This is a genomic window from Bradyrhizobium sp., assembly GCF_035273305.1.
Lineage (GTDB): Bacteria > Pseudomonadota > Alphaproteobacteria > Rhizobiales > Xanthobacteraceae > Bradyrhizobium.
The window spans coordinates 1-23,124 of record NZ_DATEPI010000054.1; the positions used below are offsets into that span (position 1 = coordinate 1).

Sequence of the window (23,124 nt, forward strand, 5' to 3'; positions counted from 1 at the left end):
TTCCTGATCTTCGTGCTGTTCGGCTCGGTGACCTTCTCCGACATTTTCGCGCGGGCGCCCGACATCGCCAAGCAGAGCTTCCATTTCATCGGCTTCACCTGGCCGGCGCTCACCCTCGCCTGCCTGCTGCTGTTCATGGGCGCCATGGGCAAGTCGGCCCAGGTGCCGCTCCATACCTGGCTGCCGGATGCCATGGAGGGGCCGACCCCGGTCTCGGCTCTCATCCATGCAGCCACAATGGTGACGGCCGGCGTGTTCATGGTGGCGCGGCTGTCGCCGCTGTTTGAGCTGGCGCCCGACGCGCAGGCCTTCGTGATGTTCATCGGCGGCACCACAGCGTTCTTTGCGGCGACCATTGGCCTTGTCCAGAACGACATCAAACGCATCGTCGCCTATTCGACCTGCTCGCAGCTCGGCTACATGTTCGTGGCGATGGGGGCGGGGGCTTACTCGGTGGGCATGTTCCACCTGTTCACCCACGCCTTCTTCAAGGCGCTGTTGTTCCTGGGCTCAGGCTCCGTGATCTACGCGATGCATCACGAGCAGGACATTCGCAACATGGGCGGATTGAAGGACCGAATTCCGTTCACGTATGTGGTCATGGTGATCGGAACACTGGCATTGACGGGCTTTCCGCTTACCGCCGGCTATTTCTCGAAAGACGCCATTATCGAGTCCGCCTTCGCCTCCCACAATCCGCTGGCGTTCTATGGGTTCCTGATGACCGTGATCGCCGCCGGGCTGACCTCGTTCTACTCCTGGCGCCTGGTGTTCAAGACTTTCCACGGGGAGCCCCACGATCAGGCCCACTATGAGGCCGCCCACGAGGCGCCGTTGTGGATGCTCATTCCGATCGGCATTCTGGCTGCGGGATCACTGCTGGCCGGTTTTCCTTTCAAGGAGCTGTTCGCCGGCCACGGCGTGGAGGAATTCTTCCGCGAGTCGTTGAAGATGAATCCGCACATCATCGAGGGCATGCACGAGATTCCCGTGAGTATCGGCTCGTTACCCACCGTGATGATGGTACTCGGCTTCCTGGTGTCGTGGCTTTTCTATATCCGCCGGCCCTATCTACCCGTCGAACTCGCAACACAGCAGCCGCTGCTCTACCAATTCTTGCTCAACAAGTGGTATTTCGACGAACTGTACGATCTGATTTTTGTCCGTCCGACAAAATGGATCGGACGCTTCCTTTGGAAAGTTGGCGACGGCTACATCATCGATGGTTTCGGCCCCGACGGCGTATCGGCCTGGGTGCTTGATGTTACCCGTAACGTGGTGAAGTTGCAGACCGGATATCTCTATCATTACGCATTCGCCATGCTGATAGGCGTCGCCGGGCTCATCACCTGGTTCATGTTCGGCTTGGGAGGCCAGTGATGATTTCCTGGCCCATTCTCTCGGTCGTGACTTTTCTGCCGGTGGTTGGCGCGCTGATAATCTACATCAGTCGCGGTGATGACGAGGCCGTGCGGCGCAATGCGCGCTGGATAGCGCTTTGGACAACCCTGATCACATTTGCGGTGTCGTTGATCCTGGTCTGGCGCTTCGATCCGTCGCAGCCGGACTTCCAGTTCGTGGAGAAGGCACCCTGGCTCGCTAATGCCATAACCTATCACATGGGCGTGGATGGCATCTCACTTCCCTTCGTGATCCTGACCACGGCGCTGATGCCGTTCTGCGTCATCGCGAGCTGGCAATCCATCACGTTGCGCGTGCGCGAATACATGATGGCGTTCCTGCTGCTGGAAACGCTGATGGTCGGTACCTTCTCCGCGCTCGATCTCGTGTTGTTCTACCTGTTCTTTGAGGGCGGGTTGATTCCGATGTTCCTGATCATCGGAGTCTGGGGCGGGCCGCGCCGCGTCTACGCGAGCTTCAAGTTTTTCCTTTACACACTACTCGGCTCGGTTTTGATGCTCCTTGCAATCATGGCGCTGTACTGGAATGCCGGCACCACCGACATCCCGACGCTGATGCAAACCGCCGTGCCGCGGTCGCTGCAAACCTGGGCATGGCTGGCGTTCTTCGCTTCTTTCGCGGTCAAGATGCCGATGTGGCCGGTTCATACCTGGTTGCCGGACGCACATGTCGAGGCGCCGACGGCCGGCTCCGTCATTCTGGCCGCCATCCTCCTGAAAATGGGCGGCTACGGTTTCCTGCGTTTCTCATTGCCGATGTTCCCGCTTGCGTCGCATGATTTCGCGCCGCTGATTTTCTCGCTGTCGGTCATTGCCATCATCTATACCTCGCTGGTGGCGCTGATGCAGGAAGACATGAAGAAGCTGATCGCCTATTCGTCGGTGGCGCATATGGGCTTCGTCACCATGGGGATCTTCGCCGGAACGACGCAGGGCATCGCCGGCGGTGTGTTCCAGATGATCTCGCATGGCATCGTATCCGGCGCGCTCTTCCTCTGCGTCGGCATCGTTTATGACCGCATGCACACTCGCGAGATCGCCGCCTATGGCGGACTGGTCAACCGGATGCCGCTCTATGCGCTGGTTTTCATGGTCTTTACGATGGCCAATGTGGGTCTGCCCGGCACTTCCGGGTTCGTCGGCGAATTCATGACGTTGATCGGCACCTTCAAGGTTTCGATCCCGACCGCTACTTTCGCGACCACCGGCGTCATCTTGTCAGCCGCCTATGCGCTGTGGTTGTACCGCAAGGTCATTTTCGGAGCGCTGGTCAAGCCCTCGCTGGCAAGCATCAAGGATCTGACGTTTCGCGAGGGCCTGACGTTGATGCCGCTGGTTGCGCTTACTGTGCTGTTCGGGTTCTATCCGAAGCCGGTGCTCGACGTCTCGGCCGCGTCTGTCCAGCAACTTGTCAGCAACTACAACAACGCGGTGACAGCCCTGAAGGCGGCCGCGCTTCTGCAGTGAGCGTCTGGAGCGTTCAACCTGAGGTGGATACAGCCGCGTCATGAGACGCGTTGAATAAAGAGGGGAGAGCCTTGGTTCTGATGCAATCGGAAGCCGAACAGGCTCAATGTCGGGACAATACGCGATGAGCTTTGAGAGTGCAGGTTATCAGTTGCTACCCGTGCTGCCGGAGCTCGTGCTGGCTCTGGGCGCCATGGTATTGCTGATGATCGGGGCCTATCGCGGAGCTCATAGCACGCGACTGGTCACGGGCCTCGCCGTTGGCCTGTTGGTGCTGACTGGCTTTTTGGAGCTGGCCTTGCCAGCCGGCAAAGCCACCACTTTCGGCGGCAGCTTCATCCTCGACGACTTTGCTCGGTTTCTGAAGTTCCTGGCACTGATCGGCTCAGTGGCGACGCTTGTCCTTTCCGCCGAATACCTTGCGGACTCCTCACGGCGCATCTTCGAATATTCGATTCTGGTGCTGCTTTCGACGCTCGGCATGATGGTGCTGATCTCGGCTGGCGACTTGATCATGCTTTACCTCGGGCTGGAGCTGATGTCGCTCGCGCTGTACGTGGTCGCAGCCAGCAATCGCGATAACATCAAATCGACCGAAGCCGGTTTGAAGTATTTCGTGCTCGGCGCGCTGTCATCCGGGATGCTGCTGTATGGCGCCTCGCTCGTCTACGGCTTCACCGGAACGGTCAGCTTTGCTGGGGTGGCCGCCGCGGTGAAAACCGGCAGCATCGGCATTGTATTCGGCCTGGTGTTTCTGCTCGCAGGCCTTTGCTTCAAGATTTCAGCAGTGCCATTCCACATGTGGACGCCTGACGTGTATGAGGGCGCTCCGACGCCAGTCACAGCATTCTTTGCATCCGCGCCAAAAGTCGCTGCGCTCGCGGTATTTACCCGGGTGGCATTGACCGCATTTCCCGGCATCGTGCCCCAGTGGCAGCAGATCGTGGTGTTTGTGGCGATTGCTTCGATGGCGCTGGGCTCGTTCGCCGCCATTGGGCAAAGGAATATCAAGCGGCTGATGGCGTACTCGTCGATCGGCCACATGGGCTTCGCGTTGGTAGGGCTCGCCGCCGGCACCGCCGAAGGCGCCCAGGGCGTGCTGGTTTATATCGCGATCTATGTGGCGATGACGCTCGGCAGCTTTGCGGTTATCCTGACCATCAAGCGCAACGGCCAGCACTTCGAAAACATCAGTGACTTCGCCGGATTGTCGCGAACCAATCCACTGCTGGCATTCTTTTTTGCGATGCTGTTATTTTCGCTGGCCGGCGTTCCGCCGCTCGCCGGTTTTTTCGCCAAGTTCTACGTATTCGTCGCGGCGATCAAAGCCGGGCTGTTCACCTTGTCGGTTGTCGGTGTGCTGACGAGCGTGGTCGGTGCTTACTATTATCTTCTCATCATCAAAGTGATGTATTTCGACGAGCCGCTTCCGAAGCTCGATCCAATACGTGTTGAGTTGCGCACTGTGCTCGGCGTCGCAGGTCTCTTCAACATCTTCTTCTTCGCCTATCCGGGGCCGTTGGTTAGCATGGCGAGTTCAGCGGCCAAGTCACTTTTCTAGGACATGATCCCAAACGTGGACCGCCGTTCCAGAGGACATCATGCCTAACCAGAACATTGGCCCGCGGAGAGATCTGGCAAAACCGGATCGCGCCTGACATGGCATTCGCTCTCGGACCTCGAGCCACATCGGCAGGTTACCGCCTTATGGCTTTCGATCAGATCGGCTCTACGAACGCGGAAGCCATGTCGCGTGCGCGCGACGGCGAGCGCGGACCGATCTGGCTGGTAACCTCAGAACAGACCGCCGGGCGCGGCCGGCGCTCTCGGCCCTGGATCGCGCCGCGCGGTAACCTTGCCAGCAGCATCCTCGAAGTCATGGACATCTCGCCCGGGTCGGCGGCGACGCTGGGTTTTGCCGCCGGGCTTGCGCTCGAGGCTGCGTTGCAAAGGGTCAGCATCGAGGCATCGCTGAGGTCAGCGGGATCGGACCGTCTCAAGTTTTCACTAAAATGGCCTAACGACGTCTTGGCAGGCAGCGAAAAGATCGCCGGCATCCTGCTCGAGGCGGAAGCTTTGGCCGACCAACGTCTCGCGGTGGTGGTGGGCATCGGCACCAACGTGGTGGCGGCCCCCGAGGGTACGCCCACCCCTGCCACCTCGCTCGCGGCAATGGGCGCACATATTGGCGCGGCGGAACTGTTCTCGGAATTGTCCGACGCTTGGTCCGAATTCCGGCAGATCTGGGACGACGGCCGGGGCTTTGGCGAGATCAGGCGCCTGTGGCTGGCGCGCGCCGCCGGACTCGGCCAGCCGGTCTCGGTTCAAATGGGTAGCTCGGCGGTCCATGGGACATTTGACAGCCTCGATGAAGCCGGCTGCATGATTGTGAGGACATCGGCAGGCAAGAGGGTCTCGATCTCGGCGGGTGATGTTTATTTCGGCTCGGCTGCCTCGACCGGGGCAGCCTGATGTCACGCCCGGACGAACTGACATTTGCGCCACTCGGCGGGGTCGGCGAGATCGGCATGAACCTGTCGATCTACGGTCTCGGCAATCGCCATCAGCGCTCCTGGCTGGCCGTCGATCTCGGTGTCTCGTTTGGCGACGAAGAGCATCTGCCGGGTATCGATCTCATTATGCCTGACATCCGTTTCCTGGAAAAAGAGCGCAGAAACCTCATGGGCCTCGTGCTGACGCACGCTCATGAAGATCATTTCGGGGCAATCATCGATCTTTGGCCCAAGTTGCAATGCCCGATCTACGCGACCAGGTTCAGCGCGGCGCTGTTCGAGGCAAAGTGCGCTTCGGAGCGCAACCCGCCGAAGATCCCGATCACCGTCGTGCCGTCAGGCGGACGCATCGATCTCGGTCCGTTCAACGTCGAATTCATTCCCGTCGCACATTCGATCCCGGAGTCACACGCGCTGGCGATCCATACCTCCGCGGGCACCGTGTTGCATACTGGGGACTGGAAGATCGATCCGACGCCGATCATCGGACCACCGACGGACGAGCGGCGCTTGCGCGAACTCGGCGATGCCGGCGTGCTGGCGCTGGTTGGCGATTCCACCAACGCCGTGCGCGAAGGTCGCTCACCGTCGGAGGCCGAGGTCGCCAAGACGATCATCGAACTGGTGAAGACGGCGAAAGGCCGGGTTGCAGTGACCACCTTTGCATCCAACGTCGCCCGAGTGCGGGCGGTGGCGGATGCAGCGCGGATTGCCGGACGCGAGGTCGTGGTGGTCGGACGCGCGATGGAGCGCGTCGTGCAAGTCGCGCGCGAAACCGGCTATCTCGACGGCGTGCAGAACTTCCGCGGCGCCGATCTCTATGGCCATTTTCCACCCGACAAGGTGTTGGCGTTGTGCACGGGGAGCCAGGGCGAACCGCGCGCCGCGCTCGCTCGAATCGCGAATGACGATCATCCGGAGGTAACGCTGAACAACGGCGACAGCGTGATCCTTTCCTCGCGCACGATCCCGGGCAACGAGAAGGCGGTAGGCGCAATCATAAACGGTCTGATAAGGCAGGGCATTAAGGTCATCACCGACCGCACCCACCTCGTGCACGTCTCCGGCCATCCCCGCCGGGAGGAGTTGCGCGACATGATTTCGTGGGTGCGCCCGCAGCTTCTGATCCCGGTTCACGGTGAAGCGCTCCATCTGTCCGAACACGCCAAGCTGGCGCGGGCAGCCGGCGTGCCGAGGACGCTGATCTGTCGCGATGGCGATCTGGTCAAACTTGGGCCCGGTGATCCCGGTATCATCGAGGAACTGCCTTCGGGACGACTATACAAGGACGGCTCAATCCTGGAGGACTCAAAATCGCGCGCCGTGGTCGAGCGCCGGCGTTTGGCCTTCGCTGGCTGCGCCTTCGTCGCGATTGCGATGACGGATAAAGGCGACTTAGCTGACGATCCCGAGGTCGAACTGGTGGGCATTCCCGAAAAAAACACTGCGGGAGCCATCATCGACGAGATCGTCTTCAAGGTGGTGGTTTCGACCGTGGAAACGTTGCCGCGTGCGCAGCGTCGCGATCCCGACGCTACCGCTGAATCGGTTCGTCGGGCTGTCCGGGCGACGATAAACGAGCACTGGGGCAAGAAGCCGCTGTGCTACGTTCACGTTCTGAGGGTATGAGAGAAGCGGGAGAAGCTTCATGCTGGGACGGCTCAATCACGTCGCGATCGCGGTCAAGGACGCCGAGAAAGCCGCCAAGATATATGGGACAGCATTTGGTGCCGATATCTCTGCCGCGGTGCCGCTGCCTGAGCACGGCGTTATCACCGTGTTCGTTACCCTTCCCAACACCAAGATCGAATTCATTCAGCCGCTGGGTGAGGCTTCGCCTATTGCCAAATTTCTTGATCGCAACGCCGATGGCGGCATCCATCACATCTGCTATGACGTGCCGGACATTATAGCGGCGCGCGATATTTTGATGAAAGAGGGCGCGCGGGTACTGGGTGATGGCAATCCCAAGATCGGCGCCCATGGCAAGCCGGTGCTATTTCTTCACCCGAAGGATTTTTCCGGCGCGCTGGTCGAAATCGAACAGGCCTGAACCTTTCATGGCGTATACGATCTCAACGGCGTTTGCGATCTACTTTGTAATCTGGTGGGTCGTGCTGTTCTTGACGCTGCCGTTCGGGGTGCGCAGCCAACACGAAGACGGCGTCGGTGCTCCAGGCACCGATCCCGGCGCGCCGATCGCGACCCAGATGGGGCGCAAACTGATCTGGACCACAATCATCTCGGCAATCATTTTTGCGCTTGCTTCGCTGGCCTATAATGCGGGACTGTTTAATATCGAGCGATTGTCAAAGCTGATGCGGATTCCGCTCTGACCGGCCGACGAGTTTACGAAGAGATTTCTCTCGCGTGGCGATGCGGGTCGGCTAGCTCTCGGTCCGGCTGATGAGGCAATCGATTTCGCTCAATAAAGTTCGCCACGCCTGATCGATTTCAGGAGACCAGTCGCTCCCAAGTATGTCGCGCAGGGTGTTAGCAATCACAGCGAAAAAATCGCTGAATAATTTGCGCGGCGTGCCGTAGGCATCATGCGACTGCACCTCGCATTCGATCATGCGGAAATTGCCGTTGCGCTCTCCGGCCAGATCCAGAATTGCGTCGATCGCAAGCGCCAGCATTGACCCTTTGACGAGATCGCCTGACTCGCGCCGGAACATCGCCTCAGTTTCCGGATGTTTGCGGAAAAGCCGGCGATAGACAGCCGGCGTCAAATCTTCACAACGTTCGGCCGCCAATTCTAAGCTGTGCTGGATCAGATTTGTTGGAGTAACCATACGCCCTGCAACAGCGGCTTGGCGATGACAAACGCCTAAAATGAAAACATCAAAAAAAAGCAGGGCGCTAGCCCTGCTCTAAAAATTGTGTCGACCCTATTTCCCCGAAAAATTAGATTTGGTTTTGATTGACAGGGCGACGCTGCTTGAGCGCGTCAGGGCTCCTCCCGAGACTTGGACCACCAGACTTAAACCTCTCGGCAAGCCTGAGGCGCTACTCGTAGACCAGTTTTTTCGGGTTGTCACCCTTTTCGGCAACGATTGTTCAAATTTCGCGCAATTTGCGTAATGATCGCGATTTCACCACCCCGAATTGCATCAGTCGCATGCGAGTTGAGCTTTCGCGGAGAACGAGCCCAAAAATATTTTGGTGATCTGGTGGCAGAACCAACCGGATTTCATGTCGCGGAATAACCTGTTCCGATTGTGCAAACACGTGGAGGGCGGGACATCGCGAAGCGGTCCAACCTCGACAGTGGTTAGTCCGCGTGATTAGCTGATACCGTTCGAAAGAGGTGGAATGATCGATGCGGCGGCGATTGCGGAATTTTCTTCCGATCGTCCTGATGGCGCTGGCAATACAAATTGTCGCGCCAGTCGCGGCCTGTTGGGCTGTTAGCATCGTTGCCTCCGATCCGCTGCATGCCGCTGTTATTTGTCATGACACTGCGGCTTCCAATTCAAACACAGACGATCACACCGGGCAGCCACGCGCCCACGACGGCTGCTGCTCCGTTTGCAGCCTTGCCCAAATGGGGACCGGCATCGCTGCGCCTGATGCCGCAGCCGCCTCACCCTATTTCCAGCAGAACCGCGTCGTTTGGCTCGCTTTCGAAGTTGTTGGCCCAAGTTCCCGACATGGCTCCCTGGCGCAGGCGCGCGGGCCGCCGCAGTGACGTGATTTTGGCGGCTCTCGACCGCTGGCATCACACGTTCACTCTCGCGGAGAATCCAAATGCCTATCCGTCATGCGCGAGTAAGCCTGTCAGGGCTTGCGGTCGCGATGCTTACCCTAAGCCAAAGCGCCGCCCACGAAATCGTCGGCAATCGGTTTTTTCCAGCCACGCTCGGCATCGATGACCCAGGTGTTAACGATGAGCTGGCGATTCCGACGATATCCAGTGCTAAGACAGGTGACGACTCTTCATTCAGGCAGCTGGATTTTTCCGGCGAATATTCCAAACGGATCACTGACGCGTTCGCGATTTCGATCGGTTCCACCTATAGCCGTTTAAACCCGCCTGGCGGACCGACCGGGATGGGCGCGAATGGATTCCAGAACCTCGAAACGGCGTTGAAGTACCGTGTCTTCAAGGACCCGGCACATGAGTTCGTGATGTCCGTCGGCCTTTCCATTGAATGGGGCGGCACGGGTGCAGCCAGCGTGGGCGCCGACCCCTTCAATACGTACACCCCGACTGTTTTTTTCGGCAAAGGACTCGGCGATCTCCCGGACACACTGTCGTGGATCCGACCGGTCGCGATCACGGGCCAAGTCGGATATGCAATTCCAGGCCGACGCTCGACGACCACGTTCGCCATCGATCCGGATAGCGGCGAACTGGCCGCCGACACTGAATTCCATCCGCGCGTCTTGAACTGGGGCGGAACGATTCAATACAGCATGCCTTACTTAAAATCCGCCGTGGTCGATCTCGGGCTGCCCGACTTCATCAATCACCTGATCCCGCTGGTCGAGGCGAATTTACAGACGCCGGTCGGAAATACGTTCACTTCGGGAACCGTAACCACCGGCACTATCAATCCCGGTGTCATTTGGGTCGGCAATACCTTTCAGGTTGGGATCGAGGCTTTGATCCCCATCAACCGTCAGAGCGGAACCAATATTGGCGTGATCGGGCAGCTACACTTTTATCTCGACGACATCGATCCGCGCGGGATCGGCAGGCCCATTTTTGGCAATGCGGTCCAACCAGCAAACCTCTTTGCAAGGAATTGATCATGCGACACTCATCGGTCCTGTGCGCTCTGGCGCTCATGCTGTTCCTCGCGACCGGCCAAGCTTCCGCGCATGCCATGCTCGATCACACCGAGCCGCGGGTCGGCAACAAGGTCGCGGCCACTCCGCATGAAGTGACGCTTTGGTTCACGCAGAAGATTGAGCCGGCTTTCAGCACCATCACCGTGACGGATGCCGCCGGCAAGCGCGTCGATACCGGCAAAACCCGTGTCAGCGGCAGCCAGATGTCCGTGTCGTTGCGGCAAGGGGGTAGCGGAACCTATCGCGTCACCTGGCGCGTGCTTTCGGTCGACTCCCACAAGACCGAAGGTAGCTTTAGCTTCCAAGTCGGCCAGTAGGCACAATCGATGGATTGGCTCGACGCCGGTCTCAACGAACCATTGATCGTGGTTCGTGCGATACATTTTGCCGCGACAGCGGTCACCACCGGCGCGCTCATTTTCCGCGCCGTGGTGCTGGAGCCTGCTTTGCGTTCGGACGAAGGGCTTTGTGCGGGCCAGAAGGGCGATAAGCTGCGGAAACAAAGCCTGTCATTGGCGTGGATCGGCCTGGGCCTCACGCTCGCTTCCGGCGCGATCTGGCTGCTGATTGAAGCGGCCTCGATGAGCGAACGACCGCTAGCGGAAGCGATGAGTTCGAGCCTGCTGCTTACGGTGTTGCAGCAAACTCAATTCGGGCAGGTCTGCGAAATTCGCCTGCTGCTTTCGGCGGTGTTGGCGGCGTGCCTTGCTTATCATCGCTTTGGCTTGGTCGATCGGCTCGCACTCGGCGCGGGCCTGGGTCTGGCAGCCGCGATCGCATGGACCGGCCACGCGGGGTCTACGCCGGGTGAACTCGGCAATCTCCACCTCACCGCCGATGCACTGCATCTGCTTGCAGCGTCGGCCTGGATCGGAGGTCTGGTGCCGCTTGTTCTCCTGCTTGCCGCTGCCGGCGGTGATCGGGCGTTCGCATGGCCGTCGCTGACCCGGAATGCGACAAAAAGGTTTTCAACGCTCGGCGTTGTCGGTGTGGCGACACTCGCGGCGACTGGGATTATCAACGCCTGGATACTCGTCGGCTCATTTCATGCCCTGCTAAGCACCGGATATGGCCGGTTGCTAACGCTGAAGCTCGGCCTGGTAGGGATCATGCTGGTCTTCGCTGCGTCCAATCGCTTCTGGTTGACGCCACGGCTGACCCGATCGTCAGGCAATGAACTGCCGGCCGAGGTTCTTCATCAACTGACGCGCAATAGCGTCATCGAGATCGCCTTGGGCTTTGGCATCTTCGCCATTGTCGGAATGCTTGGAATGATGCATCCGGCGATCCACCTTCTCTGAATTCGAGACCAACGCTTTCACAGGATCATGCAAATGAAACTACTGGCATACAGTTCGATCCGCTGCGCGCTAGCAGCTATCGCCCTGCTTTATTGTTTTTCCGCCTGGCCCGCGCGAGCTGAGGAGGTCAAGGCGGGCGATCTCGTGATCTCGCAGGCCTGGAGCCGCGCCACGCCGGGTGGCGCGAAGATTGGCGGCGGTTATCTAACCATCGAAAACAAAGGCTCTGTGCCGGATCGGCTCGTTGGAGGGTCGGCCGATGTCGCCAGTAAAGTCGAGGTTCACGAAATGAGTATGAAGGATGGCGTCATGACTATGCGCCCGCTCGAGAAGGGTGTGACGATCGAGCCCGGCAAGACCGTCAAGCTGGCACCGGGCGGCAATCACCTGATGCTGTTCGATCTCAAGAGCCCGCTCAAACAGGGCGAAAAGCTGCCGGTTACGCTTGAGTTCGAAAAAGCCGGCAAGGTCAAGATTTCGCTCGAGGTGGAGAGCGTGGGAGCACAGGGCCCAACCGCCAATTCCGATGGCAAAATGCAGATGAAGGGAATGCCTGGGCACTCCGGCAAGATGTAAGCTGGAAATCGATCGGGCAGCGACCGGGGGGTTGATCTCACCGGCTCGCTTCGGAGATGCTGTCTTGGCGAGCATTTTGCTGATCCCGGCCTTGTGTTTTTGCGGTTGATCCGCTTTCAGTGCTGACTTCCAAGCGAATCCTGAAGGCTGATCATGCGATTGTCGCGGTTTTTTCTGCCCATCCTCAAAGAGAATCCGAAAGAGGCCGAGATCGTCTCACATCGCCTGATGCTGCGCGCCGGCATGATCAGGCAGGAAGCCGCGGGCATCTACGCCTGGCTGCCATTGGGCTTGCGGGTGCTGAAGAGGATCGAGCAGATCGTCCGCGAGGAACAAAATCGGGCCGGTGCCCTCGAAGTACTAATGCCGACGCTGCAGCTGGCGGACCTGTGGCGCGAGAGCGGCCGCTATGATGCCTACGGTCCGGAAATGCTGCGCATCACCGACCGTCATAAGCGCGAGCTACTTTATGGACCGACCAACGAGGAAATGATCACCGAAATTTTCCGCGCCTACGTCAAATCGTACCGCAGCCTGCCGCTTAATCTCTACCACATTCAGTGGAAATTTCGCGACGAGCAGCGGCCGCGTTTCGGCGTCATGCGCGGTCGCGAATTCCTGATGAAGGATGCGTACTCCTTTGACATCGATGAGGCGGCTGCGCGTCGATCCTACAACAAGATGTTCGTCGCCTACTTGCGAACTTTCGCGCGGATGGGGCTGAAGGCGATCCCGATGCGCGCCGAAACCGGTCCGATCGGTGGCGATCTTAGCCATGAATTTATCGTGCTCGCGGAGACCGGCGAATCCGCGGTCTATTGCGACAGCGACGTGCTTAACCTGCCGGTGCCCGGCGAGGAGATCGATTACGACAGCGATCTCAACCCGATCATCAAGCAATGGACCTCGGTCTATGCCGCGACCGAAGACGTTCACGACAAGCCCCGCTTTGAGCACGAAGTGAGCGCAGAAAAGAAGCTGCAGACCCGTGGCATCGAGGTTGGCCAAATCTTTTACTTTGGAACCAAATATTCAGAGGCCATGAAGGCGATGGTTGCGGGTCCGGATGGTGCCGAGCTCCCGATCCATGGCGGCTCGTATGGCGTCGGCGTCTCGCGTCTCGTCGGAGCCATCATTGAGGCGTGTCATGATGAAGCTGGCATCAAATGGCCGGAGGCAGTGGCTCCGTTCAAAGCAGTTATTCTGAATTTGAAACAGGGCGCTGAGGACACCGACGCCGAGTGCGAACGGCTTTACGGAGAGCTGTCGGCCGGAGGCATCGAAGTTCTTTACGATGACACTGACCAGCGCGCTGGAGCAAAGTTCGCTGCCGCAGATTTGATTGGCGTTCCCTGGCAGATTCTGGTCGGACCGAAAGGTCTTGCCGAAGGCAAGCTCGAACTCAAGCGCCGCAGCGACGGCATGCGTGAAAATCTCAGCTCGTCGGAGATAGTGGCGCGGCTGAGTGCGTGAAGATTTATCCACTTAACTAATCTCGATATCAATCGTCGCGGCAACAATTAGCCCGAATCGTGTGAAAATCGGGCTATGGATGAATCCATGAGCGAGCCAATTCGAACCCCACCTTTCGCGCCATTCGAATGGCTGCTGTCCGGACGCTATTTACGGGCACGTCGTAAGGAAGGCTTCATCTCCGTGATCGCGGGGTTCTCGTTCCTTGGCATCATGCTCGGCGTAGCTACGCTGATCATCGTGATGGCGGTGATGAATGGCTTCCGCAAGGAACTGCTCGACAAGATTCTCGGGCTCAACGGGCACCTTCTGGTGCAGCCGCTCGAATCACCGCTGACTGACTGGAAGGATGTCGCCGAGCGCATCAGCCAGGTCGCAGGCGTCCGGCTCGCCGCTCCAGTTGTGGACGGTCAGGGTTTGGGGTCATCGCCCTTCAATGCCGCCGGCGTTTTCATTCGTGGCATCCGTTCCGACGACCTCAATAACCTTACGTCGATCGCAAAAAACATCAAACAAGGTTCGCTGGAGGGCTTCGACGAAGGGCAGGGCGTGGCGATCGGCCGTAGGCTCGCCGACCAGCTTTCGCTGCACGCCGGAGACAGCATCACGCTGGTCTCGCCGAAGGGGGCGGTCACCCCCATGGGCACGACGCCGCGGATCAAGCCCTACAAAATTGCCGCGGTGTTCGAGATCGGGATGTCCGAATATGACGCGAGTTTCGTGTTTATGCCGCTTGCTGAAGCGCAGGCCTATTTCAACCGGACCAATGACGTGACCGCGATCGAGGTCTTCACCACCAATCCCGACAAAATAGACGCGTTTAGAAAGACGGTCACCGAGGCGGCCGGAAGACCCGTGTTCCTGGTCGACTGGCGTCAGCGCAACTCAACGTTCTTCAATGCGCTTCAGGTCGAACGTAACGTGATGTTCCTGATCCTGACCATGATCGTGCTGGTCGCGGCCCTCAACATCATTTCGGGGCTGATCATGTTGGTGAAGGACAAGGGGAGCGATATAGCGATCCTGCGCACCATGGGCGCCTCGCAAGGGGCTATCATGCGGGTGTTCCTGATCACCGGAGCTTCGATCGGAGTGGTCGGCACGTTGACCGGCTTTTTTGTCGGTCTGTTGATCTGCCTCAACATCGAAAGCATCAGGCAATTCCTGTCATGGCTCACCAGCACCGAATTGTTCTCGCCGGAGCTTTATTTCCTTTCCAGGCTGCCAGCCGAAGTTGATTTCGGCGAAACAAGCGCCGTGGTGATCATGGCACTGACGCTGTCCTTCCTTGCCACGCTATATCCATCGTGGCGTGCCGCTCGCCTCGATCCTGTCGAAGCGCTCCGGTACGAGTGAGGCGGTGATGGGGCAGGGGACGGAAGATGTACCGGTCATCTATCTCCACGAGATAAAGCGGCAGTACGTGCAGGGGACGACAACGCTGACCATCCTGGAGGGCGCGAAACTTGCTCTTTGGGCCGGACAGTCCGTCGCACTGGTGGCGCCGTCCGGTGCGGGAAAATCGACGCTGCTGCATATTGCCGGCCTGCTCGAGAGTCCCGACGATGGCGAGGTGTATGTCGGCGGCGCGGCCACTTCGGGTTTGTCTGATGTAGAGCGTACCCAGATCCGCCGGACCGACATCGGTTTCGTCTATCAGTCGCATCGGTTGCTGCCGGAGTTCTCGGCGATTGAGAACGTAATGCTGCCGCAGATGATCCGAGGACTAAGACGCAGCGAGACCATCAAGCGCGCGACTGAGATCCTTGGCTACCTGGGCTTGGGAGATCGCATGAAACATCGGCCTGCAGAGCTGTCGGGCGGTGAGCAGCAGCGGGTAGCTATTGCACGTGCGGTCGCGAATGCGCCACGCGCGCTCCTGGCCGATGAGCCCACCGGAAATCTGGATCCACACACGGCCGATCACGTGTTCAGTGCGTTGATGCAGCTCGTAAAGGCGACCCATGTCGCAATGCTAATAGCAACGCACAACATGGAATTGGCAGGTCGCATGGATCGACGGGTCTCATTGGTTGACGGACACGTTGTCGAGCTGGACTAGCTCAATAAGCCGGCCGATACCCCCGGTAGGGTCGGATGGACGGCTCTTCCGCCCTCGCGACATAAGGATTGAGCGAACAGTCGGCCGAGCGCCCGGATGCCGAGGCGTTGCACTGCGCCAGTGATGCGTAACGGCATTCATAATACGCAACCGGTCCGTACACGTGCAGGCAGACCGGATATCCCGGCGCGTAGGTTTGGGCAGCAACCGGTGCGGCCACTGACATCGTTGCGATCGCCAGAATTGGCAAGGCGAGACGGCGCATCAGTACCTCCTCCAACGATTAACGGACATGATCGGACGCAGCAGCGAGATAGGGACTTGCGGCGCGAGTTGCGAGGTATCGGGAAAGTTACCACAAGTCCGGTTTTCCAAACCGTCGTGGATCAGTTTTATGGTCGCGGCGCGATGGGCTGGCATCCGGTCGTTTCCCGGCGCATTTCGCAGGACGTCCATAAACGGCGATGCCTATGGTCGCCGGCATTTCGTCGCGCCCTAAAATAACTCCCAAACGTCTCCGATCTTGCTCGCACGTTGCGCGCCCCAACAGAGACCGCGCCAGCACCATGCCCGAAATTAACTAAGAGAAAACTTTGGGGCTCATTTTTCCAGCTGACCCACCGCCCCAGCTTGACTCCTGAGAACAAAATAGGAACAATGTTCGTCATATGTTCCCGTAGCAGGAGGCCGACATGTTGAAGGTTTTCGTGGAGGAATTAGCAGCTCTGGCGTCGATAACGCTGTTCGTGGGCATGATTGCGGTCTGGGCCCAACTCATTCCCCAGCTTTGAACTGGCCCGCCATGGACGTACACCGCCTTGGGGAAAGCGCGGAGAACGAGGTGATTTGCGCGTTCCACGTGGACTCAGCGGGTCCAAGAGACCACGATAAATAGGTGAGTCGGCCTGCGTGGCGGCTTCGCTCCCTCAAGCCGGACGATCGACCCATTCAATGACCCAGAAGCCTTCGGCAGCCATGTCCAATGCCGGATTTATCCATCTTCACGTCCATTCGGCGTATTCGCTGCTGAAGGGGTCCATCAAGATCCAGAAGCTCGGCGAACTGGCCAAGGCGGACCGCCAGCCGGCCCTGGCGCTGACCGATACCGACAACATGTTCGGGGCTCTGGAATTTTCCGACAAGATGGCCGGATACGGCATCCAGCCGATCATCGGTTGCGAGCTCGCGGTCGATTTTGGCGATCAGGACCCGAACGCCCGCAGCGCTATCTCCGCGACGCCGTCCCGGATCGTGCTTCTGGCGGCGCGCGAGCGCGGCTATCGCAGCATGATGCGGCTGAATTCGCGAGCGTTCCTAGAAACGCCGGTCCATCAGGCACCTCACGTCAAGTTTGAATGGCTGCAGGACGAGGCCGAGGACGTGATCGCCCTCTCCGGAGGGCCGGATGGACCAATCTCGTTGGCGTTCAATGCCGATCAGGCCGCGCTCGCGGGCTCGCGCTGTGATCGGTTGGCCAGCCTGTTCGGCGATCGACTCTACATCGAATTGCAGCGCCATGGGATTGAGAAGGAGCGCCGCGTCGAGCCCGCGCTGATCGATCTCGCCTATTCAAAAGGTTTGCCGCTGGTTGCGACCAATGAGCCGTATTTCGCGACCGCGGACGATTACGAAGCCCACGATGCGCTGTTGTGCATCGCCGGCGGCCGTCTGATCGCGGAGACCGAGCGCGAACAACTCACGCCAGATCACCGTTTCAAGACGCGGGCGGAAATGGCGGTGTTGTTCGCCGATGTGCCGGAGGCGCTGGCGTCCACGATTGAGATCGCCGAGCGTTGCGCCTTTCGCCCTCTCACGCGCAAACCGATCTTACCGCGCTTCACGGTAGGGGCGGGAAGTGATGCGACGGACGCGGAGAACGATGAGGCGGTGGAATTGCGGCGTCAGGCCGAGGAGGGGCTCAGCAACCGGATCGCGGTTCATGGCCTCTCACAAGGTGCTTCCGAAGAAGATTATCGCGCGCGGCTCGCCTTCGAACTCGATGTCATCAGTCGCATGAACTATGCCGGCTATTTCCTGATCGTCGCCGACTTCATCAAGTGGGCGAAGGCGGAGGGCATACCGGTGGGACCGGGTCGCGGCTCCGGCGCGGGGTCGCTGGTGGCGTATGCACTTACGATCACGGATCTCGACCCGATCCGGTTCGGTCTCCTGTTCGAGCGTTTTCTCAATCCGGAACGCGTCTCGATGCCGGACTTCGATATCGACTTCTGCCAGGAACGGCGCGGCGAAGTGATCGATTACGTGCAGAAGCGCTACGGGCGCGATCAGGTGGCGCAAATCATAACCTTTGGAACGCTGCAGGCGCGAGGCGTACTCCGCGACGTCGGGCGCGTACTACAGATGCCTTACGGCCAGGTCGACAAGCTGACCAAGCTGGTGCCGCAAAATCCCGCGGCCCCTGTCACGCTCGCGGCCGCAATCGCCAGCGAGCCGAAATTGCAAGCGTTTCGAGACGAAGATGCGGTGGTGGCGCGCGCTTTCGATATTGCGCAACGCCTTGAAGGTTTAACGCGGCACGCTTCCACCCACGCCGCCGGCATTGTGATCGGAGATCGCCCGCTCAGCGAGCTCGTGCCGCTCTATCGAGATCCGAAATCGGACATGCCGGTTACCCAGTTCAATATGAAATGGGTCGAACCGGCGGGGCTCGTCAAATTCGACTTTCTCGGACTAAAAACCCTCACGGTGCTTGACGTCGCAGCGAAGCTGCTCAGCCAGCGCGGTGTCGAGGTCGACCTTGCAACGCTGCCGCTGGACGATGCGCCGAGTTACCAGATGCTGGCGCGGGGCGATGTGGTCGGTGTTTTCCAGGTGGAAAGCCAAGGCATGCGTCGCGCGCTTGTCGACATGCGGCCGGACCGCTTCGAGGACATCATCGCGCTCGTCGCGTTGTATCGGCCGGGCCCGATGGCAAACATTCCAACCTATTGCGCCCGCAAGCACCGAGATGAAGAGCCGGAATATCTGCACCCGATGCTCGAACCCATCCTGAAGGAGACCTTCGGCGTCATCATCTATCAGGAACAGGTGATGCAGATCGCACAGGTAATGGCCGGTTATTCGCTTGGAGAAGCCGACCTGTTGCGCCGCGCGATGGGCAAGAAGATCCGCTCCGAGATGGAAAAGCAACGCGTCGGGTTTGTCACCGGCTCTGTCAAGAATGGAGTGCCGAAGGGACAGGCGGAAACGATCTTCGAATTGCTCGCGAAGTTCGCCGACTACGGGTTTAACAAGAGTCATGCGGCGGCTTACGCGTTGGTGTCGTACCAGACCGCCTATATGAAGGCCCATCACCCGGTCGAATTCCTCGCCGCTTCGATGACACTCGAGCTCAATAATACCGACAAGCTGTCGGAATTTCGGGCCGAGGCCCAGCGGCTCGGCATCAAGGTCGAGGCGCCCTCGATCAATCGATCCGCAGCCACTTTCGAAGTGAGCGAGGGCACCATCTATTATGCGCTGGCCGCTCTAAAGGGCGTCGGCTCCCAAGCCGTCGAACTGATCGTCAATGCGCGCAAAGACGGAGTATTCACCTCACTGGCAGACTTCGCGGCGCGGGTGAATCCGCGTGCTATCAATAAGCGGGTGATCGAAAGCTTGGCGGCAGCCGGCGCATTTGACCCGCTTGATTCCAATCGCGCTCGCGTGTTCGCCGGGGCGGAAGCGATCCTGGCTGCTTGCCAGCGCAGCCACGAGGCTGCCAGCATCGGGCAGAACGATATGTTCGGCGGGGCGGCCGATGCGCCCACGATCATGCTGCCGCAGGTTGAGCCGTGGCTTCCCGCCGAACGACTGCGCCGAGAGTACGACGCGATCGGGTTCTTTTTGTCCGGCCATCCGCTGGACGACTACTCCACGGTGCTGAAGCGCTTGAGGGTGCAGTCCTGGGCGGAATTTTCACGTGCGGTCAAAACCGGCGCCACAGCGGGCAAGGTGGCCGCCACTGTGGTATCGCGGATGGAACGGCGGACCAAGACCGGCAACAAAATGGGCATCATGGGACTGTCCGATCCCACCGGCCATTTCGAAGCCGTGTTGTTTTCGGAGGGGCTAGCGCAATATCGCGACGTGCTGGAGCCTGGCGCGGCGGTCCTGCTGCAACTCGGAGCCGAATTGCAAGGCGAGGATGTCCGCGCCCGGGTGCTGCATGCCGAGCCGCTGGACGACGCCGCGGCAAAGACCCAAAAAGGACTGCGCATATTCCTGCGCGACACGCGCCCGCTCGAATCGATCGCCAAGCGGCTGCAGCTGCCGGAGTCAGGACAGGGCGGTGCTGCGCGCGCCCAACCGGCAAAATCGGCGACGAACGGTGGGGGCGATGGGGACGTCTCGCTGGTGATGATGCTCGATCTGGAAACCGAGGTCGAAATGAAGCTTCCGGGCCGGTTTAAGGTGTCGCCCCAGATCGCAGGCGCGATCAAGGCAGTCTCGGGAGTGGTGGACGTGCAGACGCTCTAGCTTCGACGGGCGGAAAGCCTCCAATTTGAGCCACGCCGAGCCGTTGCGGCGTGGCCATATTTCCTTGCTTCTGGCCGAAATACCGCTATATAGCGGCCCATCTCACACGGAAACATGGCTCAAAAGGCCGTCCGGTGGCAGCCGGGCCATAAGGCTCGTCTGCTCACACGTTTCCGGAGGAACCAACCGGAGAACTGAACTATGGCGCTACCCGATTTCTCTATGCGTCAGCTGCTTGAGGCTGGCGTTCATTTCGGCCATCAATCGCACCGCTGGAATCCGAAAATGGCGGATTATATTTTCGGTGCGCGCAATAACATCCACATCATCGATCTTGCCCAGACCGTGCCGCTGCTGCACCGCGCGCTCCAGGCTGTCAGCGATACCGTCGCCAAGGGTGGTCGCGTCCTATTCGTTGGCACCAAGCGGCAGGCGCAGGACGGCGTAGCGGAGGCGGCAAAGCGATCGGCGCAGTATTTCGTCAATTCGCGCTGGCTCGGCGGCACCCTGACGAACTGGAAGACGATTTCAGGTTCGATCAAGCGTCTGCGGCACCTCGATGAGGTGCTGAATTCGGGCGATGCCAACGCCTACACCAAAAAGGAGCGGCTGACGCTGCAGCGCGAGCGCGACAAGCTCGACCGTTCGCTGGGCGGCATTAAGGAAATGGGCGGACTGCCCGACATGATTTTCGTGATCGACACCAACAAGGAAGACATCGCGATCCAGGAAGCCCAGCGGCTGAACATTCCGGTCGCTGCTATCGTCGACACCAATTCCGATCCCAAGGGGATCACGTATGTCATCCCCGGCAATGACGACGCCGGCCGCGCCATCTCGCTTTATTGCGATCTGGTCGCTCGCGCTGTGATCGACGGCATCTCGCGTGCGCAGGGAGACTCCGGGATCGACGTCGGCGCTTCCGCGACTCCCGTTCGCGAGGAAATTCCGACGGCTCCGCAAGCTGCGGGTTTCCAGGGCCTCGCAGGCCCGCGGGGAGCTGCCGACGATCTCAAGAAGCTCACCGGCGTATCGGGCGCGATCGAGAAGAAGTTCAACGATCTCGGCATTTTCCACTTCTGGCAGCTGGCGGAGCTCGACCATGATGCCGCCCATCAGATCGGTGAAGAGGTCGGACTGCCGTCCCGCGCCGACGCGTGGGTCGCCCAGGCCAAGACTTTGACCGCGGAAGCGGAATAATCAAACGCGCTGGCCGGAACGATCCGGCCGCCCGGTTTTCAACTGCGTAGTTCCTGGGGTGAAGGCGGCGAGCGGCGAATGCCGCGCCGCGGTCGACCGGACAGGCAAAGGATTGCAACGATGGCAACAATCACAGCGGCGATGGTCAAGGACCTTCGCGAGACCACCGGCGTGGGCATGATGGACTGCAAGCAAGCGCTGAGCGAGAACAATGGCGACATGCAGGCGGCTATCGACTGGTTGCGCAAGAAGGGCCTATCGAAGGCCGCGAAAAAAGCCGGGCGCGTCGCTGCGGAGGGGCTGATTGGCGCCCTAACCTCAGGCAACAAGGGAGTCGTCGTTGAGGTCAATTCAGAGACCGACTTCGTTGCGCGTAACGAGCAGTTCCAGGGATTGGTCAAGATGATCGCGCAGGTGGCGCTCGCCGTCGGAGCCGATGTGGAGAAGATCAAAGCCGCAAAGGCCGGAAACGTGGCGGTTGGAACCGCGATATCCGATGCGATCGCGACGATCGGCGAGAACATGACATTGCGACGCGCGGCTTCGCTCGAGGTCGGCAAGGGTGTGGTGTCGAGCTACGTGCACAACGCGGTGATCGATGGCGCCGGCAAGATCGGCGTAATCGTGGCGCTGGAGTCGGCAGGCAAGACGGATGAATTGGCAACTCTCGGCCGTCAGCTCGCGATGCATGTTGCCGCAGCCAATCCGCTGGCGTTGGACCCAGCCGGGCTGGAGCCGGCATCGGTGAAGCGGGAAAAGGATGTGCTGGCCGACAAGTACCGTCAGCAGGGTAAACCCGAGAACGTGATCGAGAAGATCGTCGAGTCCGGTTTGAAGACCTATTACAAGGAAGTTTGCCTGCTTGAGCAGGCTTTCATCCATGATAACGCCAAATCGGTCGCCCAGGCCGTAAAGGAAGCTGAGGGCAAGATCGGTGCGGCTGTGAAGATCACCGGATTTGTGCGCTATGCTCTCGGCGAGGGAATCGAAAAGCAGGAAACCGATTTCGCGGCCGAAGTGGCGGCGGTCAGCGGCAAGAACTAACCGCCGGAGCGATGCTTCCGGCCCGTTTGCGCCGAGGCAACCCGCGCGGGGAAGGATAGCGTTTAGCAATGGCTGAGCCGCTCTATCGTCGTGTGGTCGTCAAGCTTTCCGGCGAGTACCTCGCCGGCGACCAATCGTTCGGTATCCATCAGCCCACCGTCGACCGGATCGCCGGTGATCTGGTGGCCGCCCAAAAGCTCGGTACCGAAGTGGCCGTTGTCGTCGGTGGTGGAAACATCGCCCGTGGGGTCGATGTTTCCACGCGGGGCGTGTCGCGCCCGACCGGTGACACCATGGGCATGCTGGCCACCGTGATGAACTGTCTTGCGCTCGAGGCCGCTATCGAGCGCCGGGGCACGCCGGCCCGCAGCCTCTCCGCTTTCGTCATGCCGCAGATATGCGAGCTGTTCACCCGAGGTGCGGCGCACAAATATCTGGCAGAGGGCCGGATCGTGCTGCTAGGCGGTGGAACCGGCAACCCGTTCTTCACGACCGATACGACGGCCGTCTTACGCGCAGCCGAAATCGGAGCAACCGCGGTGCTAAAGGCCACTAACGTAGACGGCGTCTATAGCGCTGACCCCAAGAAGGATTCTGGCGCCAAAAGGTTTGACCGCCTGACCCATTCACAGGCGATCGAGGGCAGCTACAAGGTGATGGATGCTACCGCCTTCGCGCTTGCCCGCGAGACCTCGCTGCCTATCATCGTGTTCTCGATCGCCGAACCGGGTTCGATCGGCGCCATCCTACGCGGCACCGGTCGTGGCACCATCGTCGCCGGCTGACCAATT

The 23,124-nt window shown here is 59.8% G+C and carries 21 protein-coding genes; 19 read left to right on the forward strand and 2 right to left on the reverse strand.

The annotated features are described in order from the left end of the window. The 7 genes from nuoL to VJV58_RS03640 all read left to right on the forward strand — a co-directional run. Positions 1–1,380: NADH-quinone oxidoreductase subunit L (nuoL, locus tag VJV58_RS03610; protein ID WP_324135975.1), on the forward strand; the 1,380-nt coding region annotated here is incomplete at its 5' end. Continuing rightward, complete coding sequence (locus VJV58_RS03615) at positions 1,380–2,888, forward strand: NADH-quinone oxidoreductase subunit M (protein ID WP_324135976.1); 1,509 nt, start codon at positions 1,380–1,382, stop codon at positions 2,886–2,888. The genes nuoL and VJV58_RS03615, both read left to right, overlap by 1 nt. A 124-nt stretch (positions 2,889–3,012) precedes the next feature. Further along, entirely contained in the window at positions 3,013–4,449 is a 1,437-nt protein-coding gene (gene nuoN / locus VJV58_RS03620) for an NADH-quinone oxidoreductase subunit NuoN (RefSeq protein WP_324135977.1), read from the forward strand. A gap of 98 nt (positions 4,450–4,547) precedes the next feature. Then, positions 4,548–5,360, forward strand: a complete 813-nt coding sequence (locus VJV58_RS03625; RefSeq protein WP_324135978.1) for a biotin--[acetyl-CoA-carboxylase] ligase — start codon at positions 4,548–4,550, stop codon at positions 5,358–5,360. Further along, on the forward strand, positions 5,360–7,030 hold the full coding sequence (locus VJV58_RS03630) for a ribonuclease J (protein WP_324135979.1): 1,671 nt from the start codon (positions 5,360–5,362) through the stop codon (positions 7,028–7,030). Before VJV58_RS03625 ends, VJV58_RS03630 begins: the two co-directional genes overlap by 1 nt. Before the next feature lie 19 nt (positions 7,031–7,049). Then, entirely contained in the window at positions 7,050–7,454 is a 405-nt protein-coding gene (gene mce / locus VJV58_RS03635) for a methylmalonyl-CoA epimerase (protein WP_324135980.1), read from the forward strand. A gap of 7 nt (positions 7,455–7,461) precedes the next feature. After that, a complete protein-coding gene (locus tag VJV58_RS03640; protein WP_324135981.1) occupies positions 7,462–7,737 on the forward strand; it encodes a DUF1467 family protein in 276 nt (91 codons plus the stop codon). Positions 7,738–7,788: 51 nt separating this feature from the next. Here VJV58_RS03640 and VJV58_RS03645 read toward each other — a convergent pair whose 3' ends face one another. Then, complete coding sequence (locus VJV58_RS03645) at positions 7,789–8,196, reverse strand: globin (RefSeq protein ID WP_324135982.1); 408 nt, start codon at positions 8,194–8,196, stop codon at positions 7,789–7,791. Positions 8,197–8,762: 566 nt separating this feature from the next. On the opposite strand from VJV58_RS03645, the gene VJV58_RS22350 reads away from it, so the two are divergent. The 8 genes from VJV58_RS22350 to VJV58_RS03680 all read left to right on the forward strand — a co-directional run bounded on the left by VJV58_RS22350 (position 8,763) and on the right by VJV58_RS03680 (position 15,610). After that, positions 8,763–9,092 (forward strand): DUF2946 family protein, encoded by a 330-nt coding sequence (locus VJV58_RS22350; protein WP_414641396.1) that lies wholly within the window; start codon positions 8,763–8,765, stop codon positions 9,090–9,092. A gap of 59 nt (positions 9,093–9,151) precedes the next feature. Further along, entirely contained in the window at positions 9,152–10,156 is a 1,005-nt protein-coding gene (locus tag VJV58_RS03650; protein ID WP_324135983.1) for a hypothetical protein, read from the forward strand. A gap of 2 nt (positions 10,157–10,158) precedes the next feature. Then, positions 10,159–10,515, forward strand: a complete 357-nt coding sequence (locus VJV58_RS03655; protein WP_324135984.1) for a copper resistance CopC family protein — start codon at positions 10,159–10,161, stop codon at positions 10,513–10,515. A gap of 9 nt (positions 10,516–10,524) precedes the next feature. Then, positions 10,525–11,499 (forward strand): copper homeostasis membrane protein CopD, encoded by a 975-nt coding sequence (copD, locus tag VJV58_RS03660; RefSeq protein WP_324135985.1) that lies wholly within the window; start codon positions 10,525–10,527, stop codon positions 11,497–11,499. A 27-nt stretch (positions 11,500–11,526) separates the two neighbouring features. Beyond that, positions 11,527–12,075, forward strand: coding sequence for a copper chaperone PCu(A)C (locus VJV58_RS03665; protein ID WP_414641394.1), 549 nt, complete (start codon positions 11,527–11,529; stop codon positions 12,073–12,075). Between the two features lie 153 nt (positions 12,076–12,228). Next, the gene (gene proS / locus VJV58_RS03670) at positions 12,229–13,548 is read left to right on the forward strand and encodes a proline--tRNA ligase (RefSeq protein WP_324135987.1); all 1,320 of its coding nucleotides are present in this window, start codon (positions 12,229–12,231) and stop codon (positions 13,546–13,548) included. Between the two features lie 75 nt (positions 13,549–13,623). After that, positions 13,624–14,904, forward strand: coding sequence for a lipoprotein-releasing ABC transporter permease subunit (locus tag VJV58_RS03675; protein WP_324135988.1), 1,281 nt, complete (start codon positions 13,624–13,626; stop codon positions 14,902–14,904). Between the two features lie 7 nt (positions 14,905–14,911). Next, positions 14,912–15,610, forward strand: coding sequence for an ABC transporter ATP-binding protein (locus tag VJV58_RS03680; protein WP_324135989.1), 699 nt, complete (start codon positions 14,912–14,914; stop codon positions 15,608–15,610). Between the two features lies 1 nt (position 15,611). Here the strand turns inward: VJV58_RS03680 and VJV58_RS03685 are convergent, their stop codons facing one another. Beyond that, on the reverse strand, positions 15,612–15,875 hold the full coding sequence (locus VJV58_RS03685; RefSeq protein WP_324135990.1) for a DUF3551 domain-containing protein: 264 nt from the start codon (positions 15,873–15,875) through the stop codon (positions 15,612–15,614). Between the two features lie 710 nt (positions 15,876–16,585). On the opposite strand from VJV58_RS03685, the gene dnaE reads away from it, so the two are divergent. From dnaE to pyrH, 4 genes are all read left to right on the forward strand, one after another. Then, entirely contained in the window at positions 16,586–20,089 is a 3,504-nt protein-coding gene (gene dnaE, locus VJV58_RS03690) for a DNA polymerase III subunit alpha (RefSeq protein ID WP_324136020.1), read from the forward strand. Positions 20,090–20,290: 201 nt separating this feature from the next. Next, on the forward strand, positions 20,291–21,289 hold the full coding sequence (locus VJV58_RS03695) for a 30S ribosomal protein S2 (protein WP_324135991.1): 999 nt from the start codon (positions 20,291–20,293) through the stop codon (positions 21,287–21,289). Positions 21,290–21,409: 120 nt separating this feature from the next. Then, entirely contained in the window at positions 21,410–22,333 is a 924-nt protein-coding gene (gene tsf, locus VJV58_RS03700; protein ID WP_324135992.1) for a translation elongation factor Ts, read from the forward strand. 68 nt (positions 22,334–22,401) lie between these two features. After that, positions 22,402–23,118 carry a UMP kinase gene (pyrH, locus tag VJV58_RS03705; RefSeq protein WP_324135993.1) on the forward strand — a complete coding sequence of 239 codons (717 nt, stop codon included), beginning with the start codon at positions 22,402–22,404 and terminating at the stop codon, positions 23,116–23,118. Positions 23,119–23,124: the final 6 nt, after the last annotated feature.